Source organism: Desulfovibrio sp. UIB00, from assembly GCF_022508225.1.
In the GTDB taxonomy this organism is placed as follows: domain Bacteria; phylum Desulfobacterota; class Desulfovibrionia; order Desulfovibrionales; family Desulfovibrionaceae; genus Desulfovibrio.
In genome coordinates this window covers 491,496-511,596 of the sequence record NZ_JAETXJ010000001.1, presented here as the reverse complement: position 1 = coordinate 511,596, position 20,101 = coordinate 491,496, and the positions used below count along the sequence as shown (strand labels likewise).

The 20,101-nt window shown below is 56.2% G+C and carries 19 protein-coding genes; 8 read left to right on the top strand and 11 right to left on the bottom strand.

The genetic code is table 11. The annotated features are described in order from the left end of the window. The first annotated feature begins 159 nt into the window (after positions 1-159). Both nth and JMF94_RS02260 read left to right on the top strand, forming a co-directional pair. Positions 160-837 (top strand): endonuclease III, encoded by a 678-nt coding sequence (nth, locus tag JMF94_RS02265; RefSeq protein ID WP_240823575.1) that lies wholly within the window; start codon positions 160-162, stop codon positions 835-837. 123 nt (positions 838-960) lie between these two features. After that, positions 961-1,914 carry a chemotaxis protein gene (locus JMF94_RS02260; protein WP_240823574.1) on the top strand — a complete coding sequence of 318 codons (954 nt, stop codon included), beginning with the start codon at positions 961-963 and terminating at the stop codon, positions 1,912-1,914. A 92-nt stretch (positions 1,915-2,006) separates the two neighbouring features. Here JMF94_RS02260 and JMF94_RS02255 read toward each other — a convergent pair whose 3' ends face one another. Beyond that, positions 2,007-2,924 carry a nitroreductase family protein gene (locus JMF94_RS02255; RefSeq protein WP_240823573.1) on the bottom strand — a complete coding sequence of 306 codons (918 nt, stop codon included), beginning with the start codon at positions 2,922-2,924 and terminating at the stop codon, positions 2,007-2,009. 205 nt (positions 2,925-3,129) lie between these two features. On the opposite strand from JMF94_RS02255, the gene fliR reads away from it, so the two are divergent. Further along, positions 3,130-3,921: a flagellar biosynthetic protein FliR gene (gene fliR / locus JMF94_RS02250; protein WP_240823572.1), complete on the top strand. Its 792-nt coding sequence runs from the start codon at positions 3,130-3,132 to the stop codon at positions 3,919-3,921. Between the two features lie 121 nt (positions 3,922-4,042). Here fliR and JMF94_RS02245 read toward each other — a convergent pair whose 3' ends face one another. The 4 genes from JMF94_RS02245 to JMF94_RS02230 form a co-directional block, all read right to left on the bottom strand. Further along, positions 4,043-4,756 carry a DUF268 domain-containing protein gene (locus JMF94_RS02245; RefSeq protein ID WP_240823571.1) on the bottom strand — a complete coding sequence of 238 codons (714 nt, stop codon included), beginning with the start codon at positions 4,754-4,756 and terminating at the stop codon, positions 4,043-4,045. A gap of 62 nt (positions 4,757-4,818) precedes the next feature. After that, positions 4,819-5,730: an alpha-1,2-fucosyltransferase gene (locus tag JMF94_RS02240; protein WP_240823570.1), complete on the bottom strand. Its 912-nt coding sequence runs from the start codon at positions 5,728-5,730 to the stop codon at positions 4,819-4,821. 110 nt (positions 5,731-5,840) lie between these two features. Next, positions 5,841-6,452 (bottom strand): hypothetical protein, encoded by a 612-nt coding sequence (locus JMF94_RS02235; protein WP_240823569.1) that lies wholly within the window; start codon positions 6,450-6,452, stop codon positions 5,841-5,843. A 76-nt stretch (positions 6,453-6,528) separates the two neighbouring features. Then, positions 6,529-7,542, bottom strand: a complete 1,014-nt coding sequence (locus JMF94_RS02230; RefSeq protein ID WP_240823568.1) for a glycosyltransferase family 2 protein — start codon at positions 7,540-7,542, stop codon at positions 6,529-6,531. Between the two features lie 56 nt (positions 7,543-7,598). On the opposite strand from JMF94_RS02230, the gene JMF94_RS02225 reads away from it, so the two are divergent. Continuing rightward, entirely contained in the window at positions 7,599-7,757 is a 159-nt protein-coding gene (locus JMF94_RS02225; protein WP_240823567.1) for a hypothetical protein, read from the top strand. Between the two features lie 87 nt (positions 7,758-7,844). On the opposite strand, the gene gltX is transcribed toward JMF94_RS02225, so the two are convergent. Next, positions 7,845-9,236 (bottom strand): glutamate--tRNA ligase, encoded by a 1,392-nt coding sequence (gene gltX, locus JMF94_RS02220; RefSeq protein WP_240823677.1) that lies wholly within the window; start codon positions 9,234-9,236, stop codon positions 7,845-7,847. A 133-nt stretch (positions 9,237-9,369) separates the two neighbouring features. Then, positions 9,370-11,373 (bottom strand): ATP-binding protein, encoded by a 2,004-nt coding sequence (locus JMF94_RS02215; RefSeq protein WP_240823566.1) that lies wholly within the window; start codon positions 11,371-11,373, stop codon positions 9,370-9,372. Between the two features lie 288 nt (positions 11,374-11,661). Between JMF94_RS02215 and argB the strand changes: the two genes are divergently transcribed. Continuing rightward, positions 11,662-12,444, top strand: coding sequence for an acetylglutamate kinase (gene argB, locus JMF94_RS02210; RefSeq protein WP_240823565.1), 783 nt, complete (start codon positions 11,662-11,664; stop codon positions 12,442-12,444). 153 nt (positions 12,445-12,597) lie between these two features. Here argB and JMF94_RS02205 read toward each other — a convergent pair whose 3' ends face one another. The 4 genes from JMF94_RS02205 to JMF94_RS02190 all read right to left on the bottom strand — a co-directional run bounded on the left by JMF94_RS02205 (position 12,598) and on the right by JMF94_RS02190 (position 16,989). Continuing rightward, positions 12,598-13,230, bottom strand: a complete 633-nt coding sequence (locus JMF94_RS02205) for an HD domain-containing protein (protein ID WP_240823564.1) — start codon at positions 13,228-13,230, stop codon at positions 12,598-12,600. Between the two features lie 173 nt (positions 13,231-13,403). Then, on the bottom strand, positions 13,404-15,551 hold the full coding sequence (locus tag JMF94_RS02200) for a clostripain-related cysteine peptidase (protein WP_240823563.1): 2,148 nt from the start codon (positions 15,549-15,551) through the stop codon (positions 13,404-13,406). A gap of 61 nt (positions 15,552-15,612) precedes the next feature. Next, complete coding sequence (locus JMF94_RS02195; RefSeq protein ID WP_240823562.1) at positions 15,613-16,308, bottom strand: sel1 repeat family protein; 696 nt, start codon at positions 16,306-16,308, stop codon at positions 15,613-15,615. Between the two features lie 129 nt (positions 16,309-16,437). Then, complete coding sequence (locus JMF94_RS02190) at positions 16,438-16,989, bottom strand: hypothetical protein (protein ID WP_240823561.1); 552 nt, start codon at positions 16,987-16,989, stop codon at positions 16,438-16,440. A gap of 523 nt (positions 16,990-17,512) precedes the next feature. Between JMF94_RS02190 and JMF94_RS02185 the strand changes: the two genes are divergently transcribed. The 3 genes from JMF94_RS02185 (at position 17,513) to JMF94_RS02175 (ending at position 20,042) form a co-directional block, all read left to right on the top strand. Beyond that, on the top strand, positions 17,513-17,803 hold the full coding sequence (locus JMF94_RS02185) for an HdeA/HdeB family chaperone (RefSeq protein WP_022657584.1): 291 nt from the start codon (positions 17,513-17,515) through the stop codon (positions 17,801-17,803). A 60-nt stretch (positions 17,804-17,863) separates the two neighbouring features. Beyond that, on the top strand, positions 17,864-18,205 hold the full coding sequence (locus JMF94_RS02180) for a hypothetical protein (RefSeq protein WP_240823560.1): 342 nt from the start codon (positions 17,864-17,866) through the stop codon (positions 18,203-18,205). Between the two features lie 406 nt (positions 18,206-18,611). Continuing rightward, the gene (locus JMF94_RS02175; RefSeq protein ID WP_240823559.1) at positions 18,612-20,042 is read left to right on the top strand and encodes a helix-turn-helix transcriptional regulator; all 1,431 of its coding nucleotides are present in this window, start codon (positions 18,612-18,614) and stop codon (positions 20,040-20,042) included. Positions 20,043-20,101: the final 59 nt, after the last annotated feature.

Sequence of the window (20,101 nt, the reverse complement as noted above, 5' to 3'; positions counted from 1 at the left end):
AGGCATGCTACACGTAGCTGGGGAAAAAACAAACCCTGCACCCATAGCGCAATACTGTGGCCAAACGGGGGCGGCACTGGCTCCAGTGCAAAGAACTATGTCATGCTCATTGCCAGTGCTCTTGCTTGCGGGCATGCGCGCCCTGTGGCATAAAGAGACATGAGCGTAAAATCATCCCCACAGGCAACGGCCCGGAACGTTCTTGCCGCCCTGCAAAAACGCTATCCGCACCCGCGCACCCATCTGGACGCCCAAAATGCATGGGAACTGCTGGTAGCCACCGTGCTGGCGGCACAGTGCACAGATGCCAGGGTGAATACCGTTACGCCGGAGCTGTTCCGCCGCTGGCCCACCCCTGCCGCCCTGGCAGAGGCCCCGCTGGAAGAACTGGAAAGCGTCATCCGGCCCACAGGATTTTTTCACAGCAAGGCCAAAAATCTGCTGGGGGCAGCGCGGCGTGTGCGTGATGTTTTTGACGGGCAGATTCCCAAAAGCATTGAAGACCTCGTCACCATCCCCGGCGTTGCCCGCAAAACAGCTAATGTGGTGCTGTTTGGAGCATACGGCATCAACGAGGGCCTTGCGGTTGATACGCATGTAAAACGCATTGCCTACCGCCTGGGACTGACGGACGAAACCGACCCCATACCTATTGAGCGCGACCTCATGAAACTTTTTCCGCGCGAGGAATGGGGAGATGTGAACCACCGCATGGTCTGGTTTGGGCGCGAAGTGTGCGATGCGCGCAAACCCCTGTGCGACACGTGCGAAATGCTGAGCTTCTGCCCCCGGCGTGAACCGCCCAAGGCAGCCAAGCCCGCTAGGGGCCGCAAATAGGTTTTTGAACAAAGGCCTTAAGGGAATGCATATCCTGCCGATACATCTCAACAGCGGTTCCCGTAAACGGAGCACACGATATCGGTGGAAAGCCACGCCTTCCGCAGCACAGGATGGAAAGCCATGTCGCAAAACAGCTTGCTGAACGTTAGCAATAACGAACTCGAAATTATTGAATTTATCATTGATGAAAAGCAGCCGGACGGCAAGGTTTACAGCGGGCATTACGGCATCAACGTTGCCAAGGTGCTTGAAATCATCCGACTGCCCAATATCACCAGTGTGCCCAGCAAGTGCGACCCTTCGGTGCTTGGCACGTTCAATTTGCGCGGCAGGGTGCTGCCCATATTGAACCTTGCCGCATGGCTGGGCAAAGAAATGGCCACGGAAGAAAACACCAAGGTCATTGTCACCGAATTCAGCGGCGTGCAGGCGGCGTTTATGGTCTCTTCCGTCACCAGCATCCACCGCATGACCTGGGATCGCATTGAACCGCCGAACCAGTACGTGCAGACATACTCGCGCGAAAGCATCACGGGCGTTCTGCGTATTCAGGATCGCGTGCTTTTTATTCTGGACATGGAAAAAATTCTCGCCAGCCTCGACAGCACGCTGGACATGTCGCAGGTTGAGGTGGACACCTCCCCCGTTGAAGGCGCCGGACAGTTCCACCTGCTGGTGGCTGACGATTCAAGCTCTCTGCGTAACGTCATGCAGTCATCGCTGGAAAAATCGGGTTTTCAGGTCACGGCTGTGGGCAGCGGGCGCGCCGCTTGGGATTTTTTGATGCGCACCCGTGAGGAAGCTCAGGCCAAGGGCAAGGAACTCACGGATGTGGTGCATCTGGTTATTTCCGACATTGAAATGCCGGAAATGGACGGACACATGCTCACGGCAAAAATTCGTGAAACCCCCGGCCTCAGCACTCTGCCCATCATCCTGTTCTCTTCGCTCATCACCGATGCGCTGTATGAAAAAGGCGTCAAGGTGGGGGCAGACAGGCAGGTTTCCAAGCCGGACCTCCCTGGCCTGAACAAGATCATACGCGAAGTTATTTCAGAAAAACTGAACAAATAAAAGGCCGGAGCAACCTTGCTCCAACCAGCTCACGCTCAAATTTGCCAGCGCCGCAGGAACATATCCTGCGGCGCTTTTTATATAAATGATGTCTATGCCCTGTGCACCGAGGCAAAACTCCGCTCAATACCCTTGTTATAGTGGATGCTCGGATATCCAAACAGCACGACCACGCCCTCGCGGCTTTTGCAGCGGATGCCATGCCGTTTGCGAAAACGCGCAGCGCTGCCGCCCCACTGCAACAAAGGATGTATGGAACCTATCATGCAGGTGCCAAGGCCCAAAGCCTCGCCCGCCAGCATGGCAAGGGATGCGGCCACCAGCGGATCAGCTGGGTCTGCCCAGGGCGAACCGTAAAAATATATTGCCAGAGGCGCATCATAGGTAACAATATTTTTTCCCGCATCCATTGAAGACGTGAACGCCGCCAGCGCAGGCTTCACAAAATTGCGGAACAGCCCGTCATTGGCCTTGCCCCAGAATGGGCGCATGAACGCGAGAAACCAGGGGGCAGTGAGCCAGCCAAGAGTTTTGAGGTGTGCGCAAAAATCACTGGCGAAGGCGCGGTTTTTCTCCCGGCTGTCCAGCACAAGCACATTGACGTCTGAGGGTGGTACGCCCATGGGCGCAGTACGGGCTGCGTCAAGGATGCGTTCAACCAGCTCCGGCTCCACCTCGGCGGGCATGAATTCGCGCGCACTTCTGCGCCGCCGCAGCAGGGCGTAATACGCAGCAAAACTCGCGGTGCTGCCCCTGGGCGGCAAGGCAAACATATTTTCCGGCCCAAGCGCCCGGCCCTGCACGGTTATGGCCCCGGCTGGGCATACAGCCATGCAATGACCGCAACCCACGCAGCCAAAAAGAGGTTGGGGGGCACGACTGGCCTTGCCGCCTTCAAGCCGCAGGCCAAAATCCTTGCACACGGCAACGCACTGGCCGCAGCCAGTGCAGAGTGCTGTTTCTATGCAGACTGTGGCCGCGCTTTGCGTGCGCGATGTGGGAATAGCCATAATGTCCCCTTGCAGCATTGATAGGAGATGCGTCACAGTAGTACGCAGGACAGAACGCTTCAAGCAAACCATACCGGGAGCCTTTCAGTGCAGGCATTACATAGCAGCCATTCCAGGCTGACCGCCCCAATCATTCCGCACTCTTGCCCTCCGGGCGTCAGCAGCGTGACGAAATATTTGGCAACTTTTTTGCAAATTGATCAGCATGGATGTTTATAACTACGATCCGGCCAGCGTGCTCAGCCTGCTGCTCACCATGATGCGCGTCAGCATAGTCATGTTCATGCTGCCCATTTTTTCCACCAACAACATCCCTACGCAGGTCAAGGCGGCCATAACCATCGTCTTTTGCCTGGGCGTATGGCCGCACCTCACGCTCCCAGCCACCGCACTGCCTGCGCATCCCTTTGACGTGGCGCTCATGATGCTGGGAGAAATGGTGCTGGGTCTGGTACTTGGCATGGCCGTCAATTTTCTGTTTATGGGCATTCAGGCGGGCGGTGAGCTGCTGGGCTTTCAGATGGGCTTTACCATGATCAACTTTGCCGATCCGCTCACCGGCAACCAGACGGGCGTCACGGCATTTTTTCTGTGGATGGTGTCCCTGCTCGTTTTTCTGAGCCTTGACGGGCATTTGTATATGATCAAGGGATTTGCGGCCTCATTTGACCTTGTGCCGCCGGGAGGGCTGTTTCTCGGGCCAGTGGTGCTGCGCCAGGTTCTGCACCTGGCCTCGCAGATGTTTGTGCTGGCCTTGCAGATCGCAGCCCCGGTCATGGTGGCCCTGTTCATGGTTGAAGTGTCGCTGGGCCTCATGGCCCGCACCTCGCCGCAGATACCCATTATGGAATTTGGCTTCCCCATCAAGGTGATGGTGGGGTTTTTCTTTCTGGGGCTGCTCATGGTCATCATGTCTGACCGCATCGCATCCTTTGTGCAGGGGCTGGACGGCCTGTTCATCAACCTGCTGCGGTCCATGAGTCCCCTGTACCAGTAAGCCTCAGACAAAAATCGAAGCAAGTCCCCCTGCTTCTCCTGTCGCCCCTATCCCAAAAATTGTCAGTGCAGAAGGCCCCAGTGACGCAGCCAGCCCCCCATCAGTTCCGGCGGCATGCAGGCTAGTTCTTTTTTCTGAAAAGAAAGCACCCGCAGCCGTACTTCTGTTGCTGCGCTTCCGCTTCTGAGGCATGCGCAATGAATTCTCCCCTGTCGGTGACAAGCGCGAATTCCTCAAGACACAGGGGACCAAAGGCCTCTAACACCGAGCTATATGTGTAGATACGGTGGGCGTTGTAGTGAATTTTTGCCACCCCGCCGATGGGAACAGCAAAGAGCAGACGCCCCCCCTTGCCAAGAACACGCATCAGTTCGCGCATGGCTGTAATATCCCCCTGCGGGGAAAAAGGATCGCCGTAGCGCTCAAGGCCAATATGCTCCACAACGTGCATGCACGACAGGGAATCCACACTTTCGTCAGCAAAGGGGAGGCTGGTAAGGTCGGCCCGCTTGCAGCGCAGGTTGCCAAGGGTAAGTGGGGCAGGGCGATAGTCGTAAAACGTGATGGGCACAAAGGCCGACGCAATAGACACAAAATAGAGGCTCGAAGAAATGTCTATATGGCTTGCAGGCCGCGTGCGAGCAAGGACGCGTGCCGCCCATGCCGTATGGTAGATATAATGAGCGTCAAAGGGGGTCGTGCCCTGCGCGTCATTCAGGCAGGGGTGCAGATCTTCCTTGCGACAGAGGAAACGCCCGCCATCTTGCAGCTGCTCCGCCACTTCCAGAAACCGCAGAAGAAACCTTTCTTTCAGCGCCATTTCTTCACTTTTCACACATCCCCCAGTATCTCTGATTGTTGCCGCAAAAAAACATGCGAAAGCAGGGTGCGCGCCCGTTATTCTACCGGGCACATATGCCAGCCTTCCACTCGCATGCATTCTCCCGGGATGGGGCTTTTGCCGCCACGCCACTTGCTGGGCATGATGACGGTTTTATTCTCCGCCCGCTGCGAAAGCCAGGCTCCCCACCAGCTCAGCGAAGAGTTTGAGATGATGAAGTGTTTACACTGCGTCATCAAAAAGAGATCCCCGGCGACATTGTCGTTGTCGTTGGCATCCACATAAACAAAATCGTAGGGAAGATCGGCGAAGGCTTTTTTTGTCCACTCCATGCCGTTGGAAAAAACAAAAAAAGTTGGCTTTGGCTGCAACGCCGCTGCCAGAATTTTGAAGGCGCGTTCAAAATACCGCACGGTGAGCACCTCATGCATCGAGCCGATGTAATCGCCGCGTCGTACGTGCACGGCTACCGGCATTGGTGCGGCATGTATGGTTTGCAGCATGGCCTGATTGCTCTCTTGCACCGCTGGCGTAAACACATAGGCCTCGCGGATTTCTTTTTCCGCGCTGGTTACATACTGCGCATTGACATAATAGCCGCCGAGGTACGTGGGCTGTTTTAAGGCAAGGATATCAGGATCAAAATTGCAAATACTGTCGGGATAGCGATTGAGAGCTATATGAAAGAACAGACGTTCATTTTCAGAAGGAAAGCGCAGATTGATATTGGCAAAAACGCGGTTAAGGATAAAAAGCCTGTTTTCGACCCCGCGTATATCTTTGCCGTAATGGCGAAACCAGGACAAATCGTGTTTTACCGTAAAGGAACTGTGCTTCCCCACAGCCAACGAAAGGGCGTATTGCCACATTTGACTGCCCAGGCCACCGTCCACCTTCACAAGCGCCATACGCTGGATAGCGGCTACATCGATCGAAAAAGACATTGCGGCTCCTTTATGCGCAATCACCGTGAGTTGCAGGGATAAGCATGGATGCAGTCAAAAAAGCTATCAGCCCTGCCATACCGACAGATCACCTTCCTCAATCAGAGCCGGTCCGCATGCGGTTCTGCACAGGCCTACCGGTTGTCAAACTGATGCCGCTGCACGCATAGAGCCACGTCTGCAAATGATACTGGCGTCTTGCGCACCAGAATGACGGCGGTATCGGCCTGCTCAACCACGTCAAAATATTCAAGCAGCACATGATAATACTCGCGGGGCGTAAAATCGTGCACCATGATCAGCGGAGTTTTCTCCCCGGTGCGCAGCAGCAGCTGCAAGGCGCAGGCAACCCGGAACCTTCCGTCCACAAGCACAAAATCCAGACCTGAGGCGTCAACGGCGTCCCATATGACCTGATGGTAGTTAAGCCACGCCACGTCAGGCTCATGCGACAGAGGAAACCCCCATTCGCCCGTAGCCCCTATCTCCACATGAAAGGGGCACCAGCGCCGCGCCTTGGCCCATTCCCGCAGAGTGCTGTTGCCCAGCAGCATGCGGTTTATCCACTCTCGATCAGATTCAACGCTGATCAGCTGCCGTATGCCTTTTTCTGCAAAAAAGGCCGAGCTTCCGCCAGCCCCGAATTCGAGAATGCAGCCATCCGGCGTATATTTGTCCATGAGGGCCACTTCGGCTTCGCTCATCTGGGGCTGCAGGCCTTCCTGGGGAGGAAGAGTGGTATCCATCTATTACCTCATTGCGCACGGTTGCGGCAGACGCCATGACTTGTTCTGGCCCGTGAGGTCCATCGGAGCAGCCCCGTCATTGCTGACAATTCCACTTTTGCAGCCGCCACATGTGGGGCTGTGCCAGATGAGGACTGCGCTGCATGGCGGCCTCCAGCCGATCACGCAACAGGGCATTGAACAGATCAGACGAAAAAAGTTTTCTGGTTGCGTTGGCCATGCGCAGGGTGACAGCCCAATCCACAAGCCCAGACATATCTTCAGCGGTTTCAACTGGGACGCCGCCATACAGATGGCGGTGATGCATCATCAGGCGGTTGCCAGGCGCAACACCCAGCGCCTGGAATACCTGCATCTGCGCCCTGAAGGCATATTGCGCCTGCTCTGTGCTGCGGGCCGTGGAAATCTGTGCGTCATGCCTGCGATAAAACCCGAGCACATCATCCACATTGGCAAAAGCCATCTGCGGATGACGCAGAAATATCCTGAGGTAAAGCTCGTAATCCAGAGCGCAGACCATTTTTTCAGAATACTGTATGCCGAGGCGGGAAAAAAGATCCCCGTCAAAGGTCACAAAAGGATGCGCCATCGGCGCTTTGAAGAGCAAGTTGGCCTTGATGTTTTCTGAATCAAGCGGCAGCCTGAAAAGCCCGCCCTCACCAGATGGCAGAAAGGCCACAAAATGACACCCACAGATACCAATATCGGGGTTTGCCTGCATGATCTGAAGCTGCTTTTCCAGGCGCTGTGGAGCGCAGATGTCGTCCGCGTCCATGTGCGCCCAGTACCGTCCCCGGCACTGGGACATAAGCCGGTTGAGACTGCGCGCGATGCCCTGCCCCTCCGTATTGCGCAATACCTGCACGCGCGGGTCCTGCACGCCCATCATGACATCGTAGGTTTTGTCGGTGGAGCCGTCATCCAGCATGAGCAGTTCAAAATCGTCAACCGTCTGCTCAAGCATGGAGCGCATGGCCTGTTCCACGTACTCCTGCACATTGCGGCCTGCCGCAAAAAAAGACACCAGCGGTCTGCTGCTATGGATCGGGCATGGCGCGCCCGCGACATCCTCGCCCTGTAGATCCGGCATTATTCCCCCTGAAAAGACGCAAGGCCGCAAAGGCACTCTTTTCCGCCTACTCTTTCATGCAATCTCGATACCAGCGCTGGTCCACAAGTTTGCTTTTCAGAAAAAGCGCCGCTTCAGACAACCAGCTTCAGACGCGCAGTGCATGGGGCACTTCGGAAGGCCCAGCCTGGGGGGGGACATGCCCCATTCTGCTGGACGAGGGTATCCGGCAGTAACAAACCGGATACCCTCGCCGTTCAAATCGTCCCAGGCACTCGTGGCAAAACTGCCCGGTGCGCGAAGTTTTGACTATAAAACGCCTGTTAGCCCATAGCCCGTTGCAGTCGGGCAAGGGTTTCCTGCTTGCCCAGAAAGGCCATGATTTCATTGAGGTGCGAGCCGCCCATAAAGCCCATGAGAGCCGTGCGCAGGGGCGGGGCCACTTCCTTGAACTTCAGCCCGTTGTCGGCAACATAGGCATTGAGCGCGGCCTCGAGAGCCTCAGCTGTAAAAGGCTCACACGCGGCAAAAACAGCCGAGAGGGCCTGCAAGTGCGCCTTGCCCGCATCGGTAAAATGCTTGGCCGTGTCCTTTTCCACATAGCTGAGTTCTGCGGCAGGCACCACCAGCGGGCGAAAGGCCTCGCCCAGCGCCTTGAGGTTGTTGGCCCGCTCGCGGAACATGGCGCACAAGGGCTCAAGCTTTTCCTGCGGCAGTGTGCCAAGCCCGGCCTCTTCCACAAAGGGCGCAACCAGCGCCGCCAGTTCTGGCAAGGGCAGCTCACGCATAAAATGGGCATTGCACCATTCCAGCTTGGCCGGATCAAAGGCCGCTGCGGCAGGGTTCAGGTTGGTGCCGTCAAAATATTCGATCAGCTCTTCCTTGGTGAACAGCTCCTGATTGCCGTGCGACCAGCCAAGCCGCACCAGGTAGTTCACCAGAGCCTGAGGCAAGAGGCCGTCCTGCTGGTACTCAATGACAGCCCGCGCGCCGTGGCGCTTGGAGAGCTTTTGCCGGTCCGGGCCAAGGATCATGGGCACATGCCCAAAACGCGGCACGGGCAGCCCCAGAGCTTCATAAATAAGAATCTGGCGCGGCGTGTTGGAAACGTGATCGTCGCCGCGAACAACATGGGTGATGCCCATTTCGTAGTCGTCCACCACCACGGCCATATTGTAGGTGGGCATGCCGTCAGCGCGCCGGATAACCATGTCGTCCAGTTCGGTGACATCCACGGCTATCTTGCCCTTCACCAGGTCGTCAAAAACCACCTTTCCCGCCACAGGCGCCTTGAGGCGCACACAGTGCCCCTCGCCGGGGCCGAGATTCCGTTCGCGGCAGCGCCCGTTATAGCGCGGTTTGAGGCCGTTCTGGCGTGCTTCTTCGCGCATGGCTTCCACTTCTTCCGGCGTGCAGGAGCACCAGTAGGCGTGGCCTGTTTCCAGCAGCTTGTCCACATAGCGGTTATACACATCGGCCCGCTGGGTCTGGTAGGTCAGTTCGCCGTCCCAGTCCAGCCCAAGCCAGCGCATGGAGGCCAGAATGGAATCGGTATATTCCTGCTTGGAGCGCAGCAAGTCAGTGTCTTCAATGCGCAGATGAAAACGTCCGCCGGAGTGACGGGCCAGAAGCCAGCAAAAAATGGCGGTGCGTGCGCCGCCTATGTGCAGATGCCCTGTCGGGCTGGGTGCAAATCGGGTTACCACTTGAGTCATGTTGCTTTCCTTGAAACTGGCGTTGGGGGGAAGGTCGCGCATGGGCGGCTGAGTGTCAAGGGCCGCTGCGCAGGTGAAGGCGGCTTTGCCGCGCACTGCAAGCCTGCTGCCGTCCGCAGAGCATCAGGCATTTCTACTCTGCCGGGTTGCGGCTGAAAAGTTTGAGGGTGCGCCGCAGATCGGCAAGGTTAACGGGCTTGGTCAGGTGCGCATCCATACCTTCCTGCATGCTGCGTTCCGCATCGCCCCGCATGGCATAGGCCGTCATGGCAATAATGGGCACAGTTTTGGCCCCTGGCCGATTGCTGGCCCGTATGTTGCGCGTGGCGGAATAGCCGTCCATAACCGGCATCTGCACATCCATGAGGATAATATCAACCTCCGCGCTCCGCTGATTCCAGATGTCCACGGCCTCCTGCCCGTTGACGGCAGAAATACAGGTTATGCCCATGTCTTCCAGTAGAACTTCCATGATTTCGCGGTTAATATCGCCGTCTTCGGCCAAAAGTACCCGCAGGCCCTGAAGCGCTGCGGCTTCCTCCCCGCTGCTTTCTTCTGCCTGCTCCTGCGCGCAATCCTGGCTGCAAACGGCAAAGGGCAGTTCCACACGAAAAACGCTCCCCTGCCCCGGCTCGCTCTGCACGGAAATACTCCCGCCCATGAGGGCAATCAGGCGGCGGCATAAAGAGAGGCCAAGCCCCGTGCCGCCAAATCTGCGGGTGATGGACGTATCCGCCTGCGAAAAGGGCGTAAATGCGCGGGCCAGTTCATCGGGCGACATGCCAATGCCTTCATCGCTCACAATAAAGGCCAGCCGCGCCTTGCCGTCACTTTGCTCCAGCAGCTCCACGGCCAGGCGCACCGTGCCGCGCTCGGAAAATTTTAAAGCGTTGCCGCCCAGATTCAGCAGAATCTGGCGCAGGCGCAGGGCATCGCCGGAAAGCACTTCCGGCACGCGAGTATCCATGCGGCTCTCAAGGATGAAATCCTTGAGCTTGTGCCCGACCTTGGGCCGCAGCAAGGACATGACCGACTCAAGTTCCTTGCGCGGCTCAAAGGGCAGATTTTCCAGCTCCAGATGGTTGGCCTCAATTTTTGAAAAATCCAGCAAATCGTTGATGATATCCAGCAGCGATTCGCAGGTTGCATGGATTTTTTCCACATAATCGCGCTGCTGGGGATTCAGGGGGGTGTTGAGCACCAGATGCGCCATGCCCATGATGCCGTTCATGGGGGTGCGTATCTCGTGGCTCATGTTGGCCAGAAAAATGCTTTTGGCGGCATTGGCTGCTTCGGCGGCCTCCTTGGCATCGCGCAGAATGCGCTCGTGCTGACGCGCCTCGGTCACATCGCTGACATAACCGGCAATGCGCAGCACTCCCGGCCCGCTCACAATCTCATAGGCCAGGGCATACCAACGCAAACCCTTGCGCGGGTGGGCCACCCGCAAATCCAGATGCTCCTGCCCGCCAGCCGTCCACCCTGCGGGGTCGCAGAGTTTGCGCCACTTGGGCTGATCCTCGCTCACAATGCGCGAACCCATGAGCTCAAGTCTGTCAGCCGCATTCGAGGCCGTATTGATGCCAAACTGCTCATAAAAAACATCATTGCCAGTGATGTCCAGACCGGAATTTTCAAGGCGCGCCATCTCAAAAACACCAAGCCAGCCCAAACGGCAGGCCAGCGAAAGCCGCACAAGCCCCTCGCGCAGGCTTTGGTGCGCCTCGTGCAGCTCCGTCATATCCTGATGATAACCGACAATCCGCACCACATCATCATGATCGGCGCTGATGCGCCGCCCGCCGCAGCGCACAGGCACCAGACCCCACGTGGGGTGGTTATACTGGTAGCGCACCTCGTGCATGGCTGCGTCTGCAATAAATTCGTCATGGATGGCCCAAAGATGGGGACGGGAACGGGCATCAACCCTGTCCACCCAAAAGTTGAAGCATTCTGCAGGGGTCATTTCTTCGCTTGCGCCGAGCAGGCGCAGGGTCACCGGATTGGCAAGCATGGATATATGACCGGTGTTTCTGTCGATATCAATGACCCACAGCCCCACATTGGCCGCAGCCAAGGCTTCGCTGTTCCAATCCTCGTTGCGGGATGCGTCTTTTGCAGCGCTTTTTACGGTCATAATTCCCCCGTTTTCCATTGTACTATCCATAGCCATTTTGCTGACCCAAGACAATGCCGGGGAGGGTTGCTCTGCCCGGAGTAGAGCGTAATTTGCGCACGAAAAAAATCAAAAAATATACGCATCGCCACACGCCTGTCACACAGGACTCTTGCGGGGCGGCGCACAGGGTGCTAGTGCTTCCAACTGTTAACTAAGTACGCAAAACAGATGAAAGGCCCGCGCCTGCGCCTGAGCGCGCATGTGGCGGAGCAGCCTTTCCGGCCAGACGGCCAAAGGATCAAACAGATGAAAAACGCTACAGTCGTTATCAAATACGGCGGTCACGCCATGGACAAGCCCGATCTCAGCTCTGCCTTTGCCACCGACCTTGCCCAGCTTTCCGAACAGGGCATGGGCTTTGTGGTGGTGCACGGCGGCGGCCCGCAGATTTCTGCCCTGCTCAAGCGCCTGAATATTGAGAGCCACTTTGTGGATGGCCTGCGCGTTACCGATGCCGCCACCATGGAAGCTGCAGAGATGGTGCTCTGCGGGCAGGTGAACAAGGCCGTGGTCAACGAATTTGCACGTCAGGGAGTACGCGCTGCGGGCATTTCAGGCCGCGACGGCGGCCTGCTGCGCGCAAGGGTGAAAAATCCCGCGCTCGGCCTGGTGGGCACGGTGGAAGCGGTCGATCCCGCCCTGCCCCGCTGCCTGCTGGAAGGCGGCTTTGTGCCCGTGGTGGCCCCTGTGGCCTCCGGCCCGGACGGCGAAGCCCTGAACATCAATGCCGACACCGCCGCAGGCGCGCTGGCAGGGGCCATCGGCGCGGAATATTTTGTGCTGATCTCTGATGTGCCCGGCGTGCTGGATGCTGACGGCAGGCTCATTCCCAGCCTCAACCGCAAGGAAATCCAGAAGCTGCGCGAGACCGGCGTCATCACCGGGGGCATGATCCCCAAGGTGGAAGCCTGCCTCAACGCTCTGGATGCTGGCTGCCAGCGTGCGCTCATTCTTGACGGGCGTTCGCCTTCAAGCCTGCGCCGCTACCTGCTTGACGATGCCCCGCTTGGGACGGTGGTCGCCAACTAGCTTTTTAACTGCCGGATGCAGTGCGGAGAAAAGGCAGACCGCCAGTTAAAAGGCATCTCTGCTCCTCAGCGCGTATCAAAAAAGGCCCGAGACCGGGTGACGCGGCAATGCGCCGCCCGGTTTCGGGCCTTTCATACTTTTGAAAATCTGTTTTTAACGACCGCGCCGCACCCACCATTCCCGCTCAACCTGTCCATACCACCAGCGGTTGTGATCCGCGCGCAGCACTGCCTCAGCCACCTGCTGCGCCGCAGGGCTGCGCAGACGTTTGACCGCACTTTCCAGCCACTGGGCGGCAAAGGCATTGCCCTTGTCCAGCTCGGCCTTGAGATTGCAGATAAGATCAAGCTGGTCGGCATCGTGCGCCAGAATGGCCTCACGGCTGGCTTCTTCCTCCAGCTCGTCCCAAAGGGGCAGCACGTCTCCCTCAAGCCCTGTTCCGTCCACGCAGTCTTCCAGCGCCTTGCGGGCCTGACACTGCGCATAGCGGTGGTTCACGTAGTTCAGATCGCCCGTGCGCGCCTCGTGCAAATCATGGAACAGGCAAAGATACGTCACACGCGCTGGATCCATATCGCACATGCGGGCCAGCACGTAGCCCATGACGCTCACCCGGTAGGAATGTTCGGCCACGTTCTCCTGCCCGGTGCCCAAAAAGGCGTAACCCGTGCGGGGCGTATGCCGCAGCATGCCGACTTCGTTAAAAAAATCCACAATCCGGTCAAGCCGATCCGCGCTCACGTCCATAGCCGGGAAATCGCCGTTGTTGCTCTTGGATTCACTCATGCCTGTTCAATACCGATCCCGGCGGCCTGTGGCAAGGATGCGCGGCGTAGATGGTGGGACGGATAAAAAAGGCATCCGGCGGCTCAAGCCCGCTCCCTTAAGAACCCCATTGCAGCTTGGCGCTGAGGCAAACGTATCAGCATGGAAAGATCGCAATACTGCCGCTGACCATGTCAGTTGCTGTAAACGGCTACACCATCCTTTACTTCAATGGTGACGATTTGCGATGTGGCGGCATTGTTCTGCACATCTGTCATTTCAAACATGAACATGAACTGCCCATCGCCCATGTCCGTATCTGCAAAAACAACTTTTTTGCCAAGGGTAAAGGTATCTACCTCCACCTCCTGAAACTCTCCATCTTCGTCATCCATCTGCATGGCGAGAAGAATTGTGGTCACCTTGTCGCCAGCCTTAAGCCTGATAAGCGCCTTGTCGGTCATTTCGCCTTCTTGCACACGGCGCGCGCCAAGGATTTTGTATTCCTTTTCCGCAAAATCATAGACGACAATAAGGTTGCAGCGCACTCCGTTCAGTTTGATAGGCACAACATAGTGGTTTACCCCGTCATCCTGATGCGTGATCTCAAGGAACACCAGGTGGTCGTCCAGAGCTGCCCACCTTCCCTGAAAATTATCCTTGAACACACCTGCGGTCCAGTCAGCTTCCATATCTGCATCCTTGCCCAGCAGCATGATCAGGTTGTCTTCGATGCTGTAGTAGGCAAGGTAAAACTGCACGCTATCCAGAAATTTGACACGCTCTGTGCCAAGATTGAGCAGCGCCTCGCCGCCATCGCCGACTGTTACCTCAAAATCCTCAAGCGCGGTGATATCCAGCGGCTTCAGGGGAGCCACCGATGCCACCACGGCGCTGGCCGCCTGCCCCAGCAAAGCCGCAACGCTGCCTGGGGATTGACCATCAGCACGCTGCCCGCCAAGGATGGCTGACAAGCCCGATTGCAAGGGCGCCCACAAGGATTGTGCGCTCCCCTGCGTCTGGGGCGCGGGCAGAGGCGTTGGTGCAGCAGGAGCAGATGTTCCTTCAGGGATGTTTTCTTCCCGTTCAAGGGCGGCAGAGATATCAGCAGAGATGCGTTCAAGGTGTTTTACGGCGCTGTCCGTATCCAGAAAACCCAACTGAAGCCCGCTCAGGACCAGAAAGGTGGTGATGTTGCCCGCCCGCATCATGCTGGAAAAACCAGCCTTGCCGCCGTCAAACGGATAGTAGCAGGACAGCCCGGAGGGCGACCGGTAGGGGCCATGAACCGTATAGACCACCGCTTCGCCCAGAGCATCCAGAAAATACGGAGCAAATTCGGGCAAGGCCGTTTTCAGCCGCCGCACAAGAGAACCAAGGTCCACCATATTGGTGTAACCTTCCGAACGCGAGTTCACATAGTTTTCAGAGGCCTTGGCCTGCCTGCCGTAGGCGGCGTAAAAGCTGTCGTCATCCATGGCGAGGGAAACAGCTTCAAGGCCGAGCGCGTTGTAAGCAAGATTAACGAACGGGATCCTGGCAAGATCAATGAGCGAAAGCGTGGCGTTTCCCGCTGTTTGCGCTTCCTTGCAGCCCTCAAGATAGGTATCACAGATAGCCTTGCCCAACGCTTCCGGGCCTATGGATGTGTTTGTCCCAAGAGCGTTCACCCATTCTGTGTACTGCCAGCCGTTGGCTGGCTCCACCTCTTGCGATGCCACCATGTATCGGCCAAAACCGCTTACAGCGCTGGCTGTGTCCAGCGTAGCCATCAGGCAGGCGTCAAAGCCGATGATTTCAAATGGCGGGCGGTCAACTGAGGCCGTATGTACCTGCTTGAAGGAATTATTGATTTCCCTGAGGGACAGGGCGTCAAATGCATAATTCTCGTCATTGGCTACGCCGCCGATGCTGCCGCCGCCGTGATCCCAAAAAATGAAAACCTGATGATCCGCGCTGTAATTTTCTTTGCAAAAGGCAAGAAAGGAGGTCAGCGTTTTTTCATCCCCCATGCTTGCCTGCGGCAGCTTTGCCACCAGCTCAAGTTTTCCTTTGTGGTAAAGGTAGCGGCTGATGTTTTTGGGGCTGATGTCGGGCCTGTGCCATTTGCTGGCCCCCCCGGTCTGAATGACCACCTTCACATTATCCGGCAGGCGAGCCTTGAGCAGCTCTGCCAGATCGGCAGAGGCCGCGCCGTCTTCTGACTCAAGGTTGCTGCCGCAAAGATACCAGTACACAGCCCACGTTTCTTCCGCACGGGCTCCATCGGGGCAGGTAAAGAGCAGCAGCATTGGCAAAATACAGACTGCGCAGCGGAGGTAACGGATACTGTTTTTCGGCATAAATATTGTACTGAAAATCAAGTTACAAGGTCACAGCGCCAGAAAAAATCTTCCGAGGCAGTCAAAAGGCATCAAGACGGGCCTGCGCGTCAGCATCACCCTGTCTGGCGGCCTTGCCATACCAGTAAAGGGCTTTTTCCCTGTTCTTGTCCAGGCCATCCCCGGTCTCGTAGCTGCGCGCAAGGTTATACTGGGCGGTTGCATACCCCTGTGCCGCCGCCCGCATAAACCAGCTGGCGGCGGCATGCGCATCACGGGGCACGCCTACGCCCTTACTGCAAAGAATGCCGAGCATGTTTTGCGCCTGGGGGTAACCAAGTGCGGCAGACATACTGTACCAATACACGGCTGCGGCCTTGTCTGCGCTTACCCCCAAGCCATCCTCAAGACAGCCTGCAAGTCTGTATTGAGCTTCGGCATGCCCCTGTTGCGCGGCCTTGTGCAACAGGGACGCCGCCTGTTCAAGATTCTGCGGAACGCCAAGCCCCAAAAAACAACGTATCCCCAGCGCAAACTGCGCTTCTGCCCGGCCTGCTTCCGCCGCTTTTTTAAACCAGACCACAGCCAGAGGGTCATCCTTGCACAGGCCGCACGAGCCACTCTCATACTGCCGGGCAAGCCAGAGCTGGGACTCGGCATCACCGCGCTGCGCATGCTCATAGACCTGCTCCAGGCTGTTGCACGATTTGGCGGAGCATTCTGGAGAGTGGACGGTTTGCTCCGTTCTCCAGCCAAGGGCTTTTCGCATTGGATCCATGGCTGCGAGCAAGGCACTGCCCCTGGCAGGAACCGAGGCCGCGCACAAACAAGCCGCAGGGCCAGCCGTCCCCAGAAAACAATAAATAACAGCAAGGCAAACCACGGTGCCGCGCATACGCATTACCGCTTACAAAAGCACCAGCGGAATGCCCACCTGAATCAGTACGGCCAACACTAGCGCCGCCCAGTGCAAAGGGCCAAGTGTGGCAGGCACAGTCCCCTTCCCAATGGACAAAATCCCCTGCAGCGTGCGCTTGAGAGTCCAGACAAGGTACAGCAGTGTGGAGCCGCACATAAAGCCAACCAGAGCCTTGCTGCCCGGGATCGCCCAGAACTGGCGCAGCATTTCCAGTGGAGGCTGATCCCCGGTGGAGAGTTCATCAAGCTTTGCCATTACTACGGGATCATTTCCCATCCAGCCGGCTACCCCGACAATGCCGCCAATCCCCACAAGAGCAAGCACCAAGGCCAGCCAGACGGTATTCACCTGCCATTGGGCATGGGCGTATTCTGCCTGTATGGCACCCTTGCGCGCCTGTCGGCGCTGATAATAGCCAAGGGCCAATGCGCCAAGGCCAGCCCACAACAACAGACTCCAATAGAGTGAAAAAGAAAAAAGAAGCAGCAGAACATAGCCCGCCCAGATCATGCCACTGACGTGAGTACTGGAATCTTTCATCGACTGTTCTCCATAACTAGATTTTCAATGCGTGCGGCATTGCCGCAGAATTCCAGCAGCTTTTTCCTCCAATTGGACGCAAAACGGTATCACCCGAAGAGGCCTTTGTGCAAAAAATTTTGTCACCCTTACGGATGATACGCCCTTTCAGCCACTCCGTCGACCGAATAAGCTGCCCGGCAAAAAGATCTGCCGGGCAGAGGCGTAAGCGCAAGACACAGATTATTGCATTATTCACTCTACAACTAGAACGCATTAACTATATTAAATTTAATCAAATTTTTATTCATCACGCCATTACTCACCCCCAGGGGTGAGCAGCAACCGGCAAAATCGAACATTAAGGTGATGTGCAGAACTCTGCCCAAAGTGTAGGCCTGATCGGGTTGTTGAGGCCATCAGGAGTTCGCGGCGGCCTGCACTGGAATAGGCTTTGCGTTCAGGCGCTGACATTCCCCAGCACCACACGGATATCTTCGGATACTTGGGCATGGTTAAATATCAATCGGAGACGGAGGAAGTAATGAAAAAGTATATGTTGGCTGCATTGACTGTTTTTATGCTGGGCGCTGCCCCCTTTGCAGCACATGCAGCAGAACAGGATGTGGCAAAAATCACCTGCAAAGACTTTCTGGCTGACAAGCAGAACATAAGCATGATGGTGATGTGGATTGACGGTTACATGAGCGGCAAAAGCGGCAATACCTCCATCAGCGATCAGTGGATGGAAAAGCTGGGTACCCATCTGGGCACCTACTGCGCGAAAAATCCTGCCAAAACCATTATGGACGCCATCGAAGCCGTACCGGAATAAAACCTGCCGACTCCAGTACACGGCATCCCATCACACCCTGGATCACATGGAGATATTTACATGAAACGCTTTATCCTTTCTTTTGCCGCAGCGCTGATGCTCTTTGGTTTCAGCGCCGGAGCAGCCCTTGCACAGGAAATCGTTGTCGCCAACGGCACAGGATTCACCATCCAGCGACTTGGCCTTGTTGACTCCAACGCAGGCGGCAATGCTCAGGATCTTTTGGGCAGCGACACGCTTGCCAGTGGCGAAGGCCTGAAGATCAACATCACCGGCAGCCCCAAGGGCTGGGAACTTATAGCCGTTGACAGCGACGGCGGTCAGGTGAACTGGCAAAACCTCGACCTGAGCGGCGTAAAGAAAATTACCCTGCGCGGCGATGGATCTGCAGAACTTGAATAAATGTGATGCCACATACGTGCCAGCATTCCAGTAATTCTTGCAGGTTTAGCTGATCCGCAGGCATGCACAGCCGGTGACAAAAGCCTATCAGCTTGAGCGGGCTATAGATGTTGCTTGGCTTGAAGAGGATGGTACCAGAACGCTTGTTCGGGTACCTTCCTCTTCGCTGTTTTCCTGTCAATCCCTATGGTTCTGCTGCCGCACTTCGCCGGAGGTTACTGGGGCCTCGCGCTGAAAAACTTTTCGGGCAACCTCCGCGAACGCAGGATGAAATAATGCGGCCAGCATCGAACTCTACATATACAAATTTGCTGTTGACCCACAATAAATGTGGTGTTCTTTTAAGGGGTAGTGCAATTGCAACTGACTATCTTATGACAAGCCACGCTGACATTTCGGAGAACCAATGGAATCAGGCAAAAAGGGATTGCCAGTCATTTCCGGCATGGGCATTGCCAGCCTGCTGGCAGCCCAATTTGTAGTTTTTCTGGAAGGCCGGGGACTTGGCATTGTATCTTTTTCCCTGCAAAACGCTGTTGCCGGATTTTGCGGCGGCATAATTCTGGGCGGACTGCTTTTTTCCACATGGCTTCCCAAACGGTTTGGCGCTCCGTGCGCAGTGGCCTTGACCCTGATGGGCGCGCTGCTGTGGACGGGCGGCATATTCCAGAACAATGCCATATACTCCTATGGAGCCTGCTTCTGGGGCGGGACGGTTCTGCCTCCGTTGCTCAAAAATTTTTTTGCGCGCAGTTCATCACCCGGCTTTCATCTGGGCATTGCCTTTGCTATTGGGGATTTTTTCTGGCTTTTTTTATACATCTTTCCCCTTTCAGATGAATCACTGCAATGGCTCATGCTGTGCCTTCAGTTCGTGAGCGGCTGCATGGCGGCAATTTGCCTGTTCAAAGCGCAACCGACAACAGAAGGATTGGAAATTGTACGCAAGTCAGACAGGCTGACAGTAATTTCACTCAGATATCTGACTGCCATCGCCTTTATATTTTTTCTGTTAAATGCCTTTGTGGACATTACCTTTTACAGGATTCACAGTCAGGCTTTTCCCATCCCCGCTCAGGTACACCTGTATACGTGGCTGGCCTATCCCCTTGTTGGCGTGCTGATTGACAAGTACGGAACAGATATGCGCCTGTTGCTCATCTGCATTGGCGGGGTAATTTTATCCCCAACTCTTGTGGTCATCACAGAGGGAACAGTCATCTACTGGATCATTTATGTGATTGACCTTGCGTGCCGTGGTATTGCGCAATTGTACTTTCTGCTAGTTTTCGCTCAGATCGGCAGGCACTCTCCCCGGCGCGGCCTGATTTCTGCCATTCCTTACCTCGTAATGCTTATGGCTTTCTTGTGCGTATACCGTTTTGTGGAGCACTTTCCTGGTACAGTGCCGGTTGCATTCTGGTGCCTTTTTCTCACTACGGCCTTCAGCTATGTGAGCTCCCGCATCCAGTACGCCCTCACGCTTACCGGGGTATCAAAAACACCCACTGCGGACAGCGAAGACAAAACAGAGCACAAAGCCTTCACCCCGCAGGAGTCACACAAAAACGAGCGCTGCCGGGCAGACAGCATAGCTGATTTTGCCCTGAAATACGGTATTTCTTTGCGAGAGCGGGATGTTTTGTGTCTGATTCTGGAGGGGTGCGATACGTCTGCCATTTGCGATCGGCTGCATATTTCTGAAAACACGCTTAAAACCCACATCCGGCAAATACTGCGCAAGACGGAAACACGAAACAGAAACGCTCTGCTGGTACTCTTTTTCAATGAAGAACATATGGAAAAAGAAGCAGAAACGGGCCTTGAGAGTTTTTAGCCCTCAGGCCATCGGGCGGCAGGAGCAGGCCGCCGGCATTATCCCTGCGGCGTACTGCC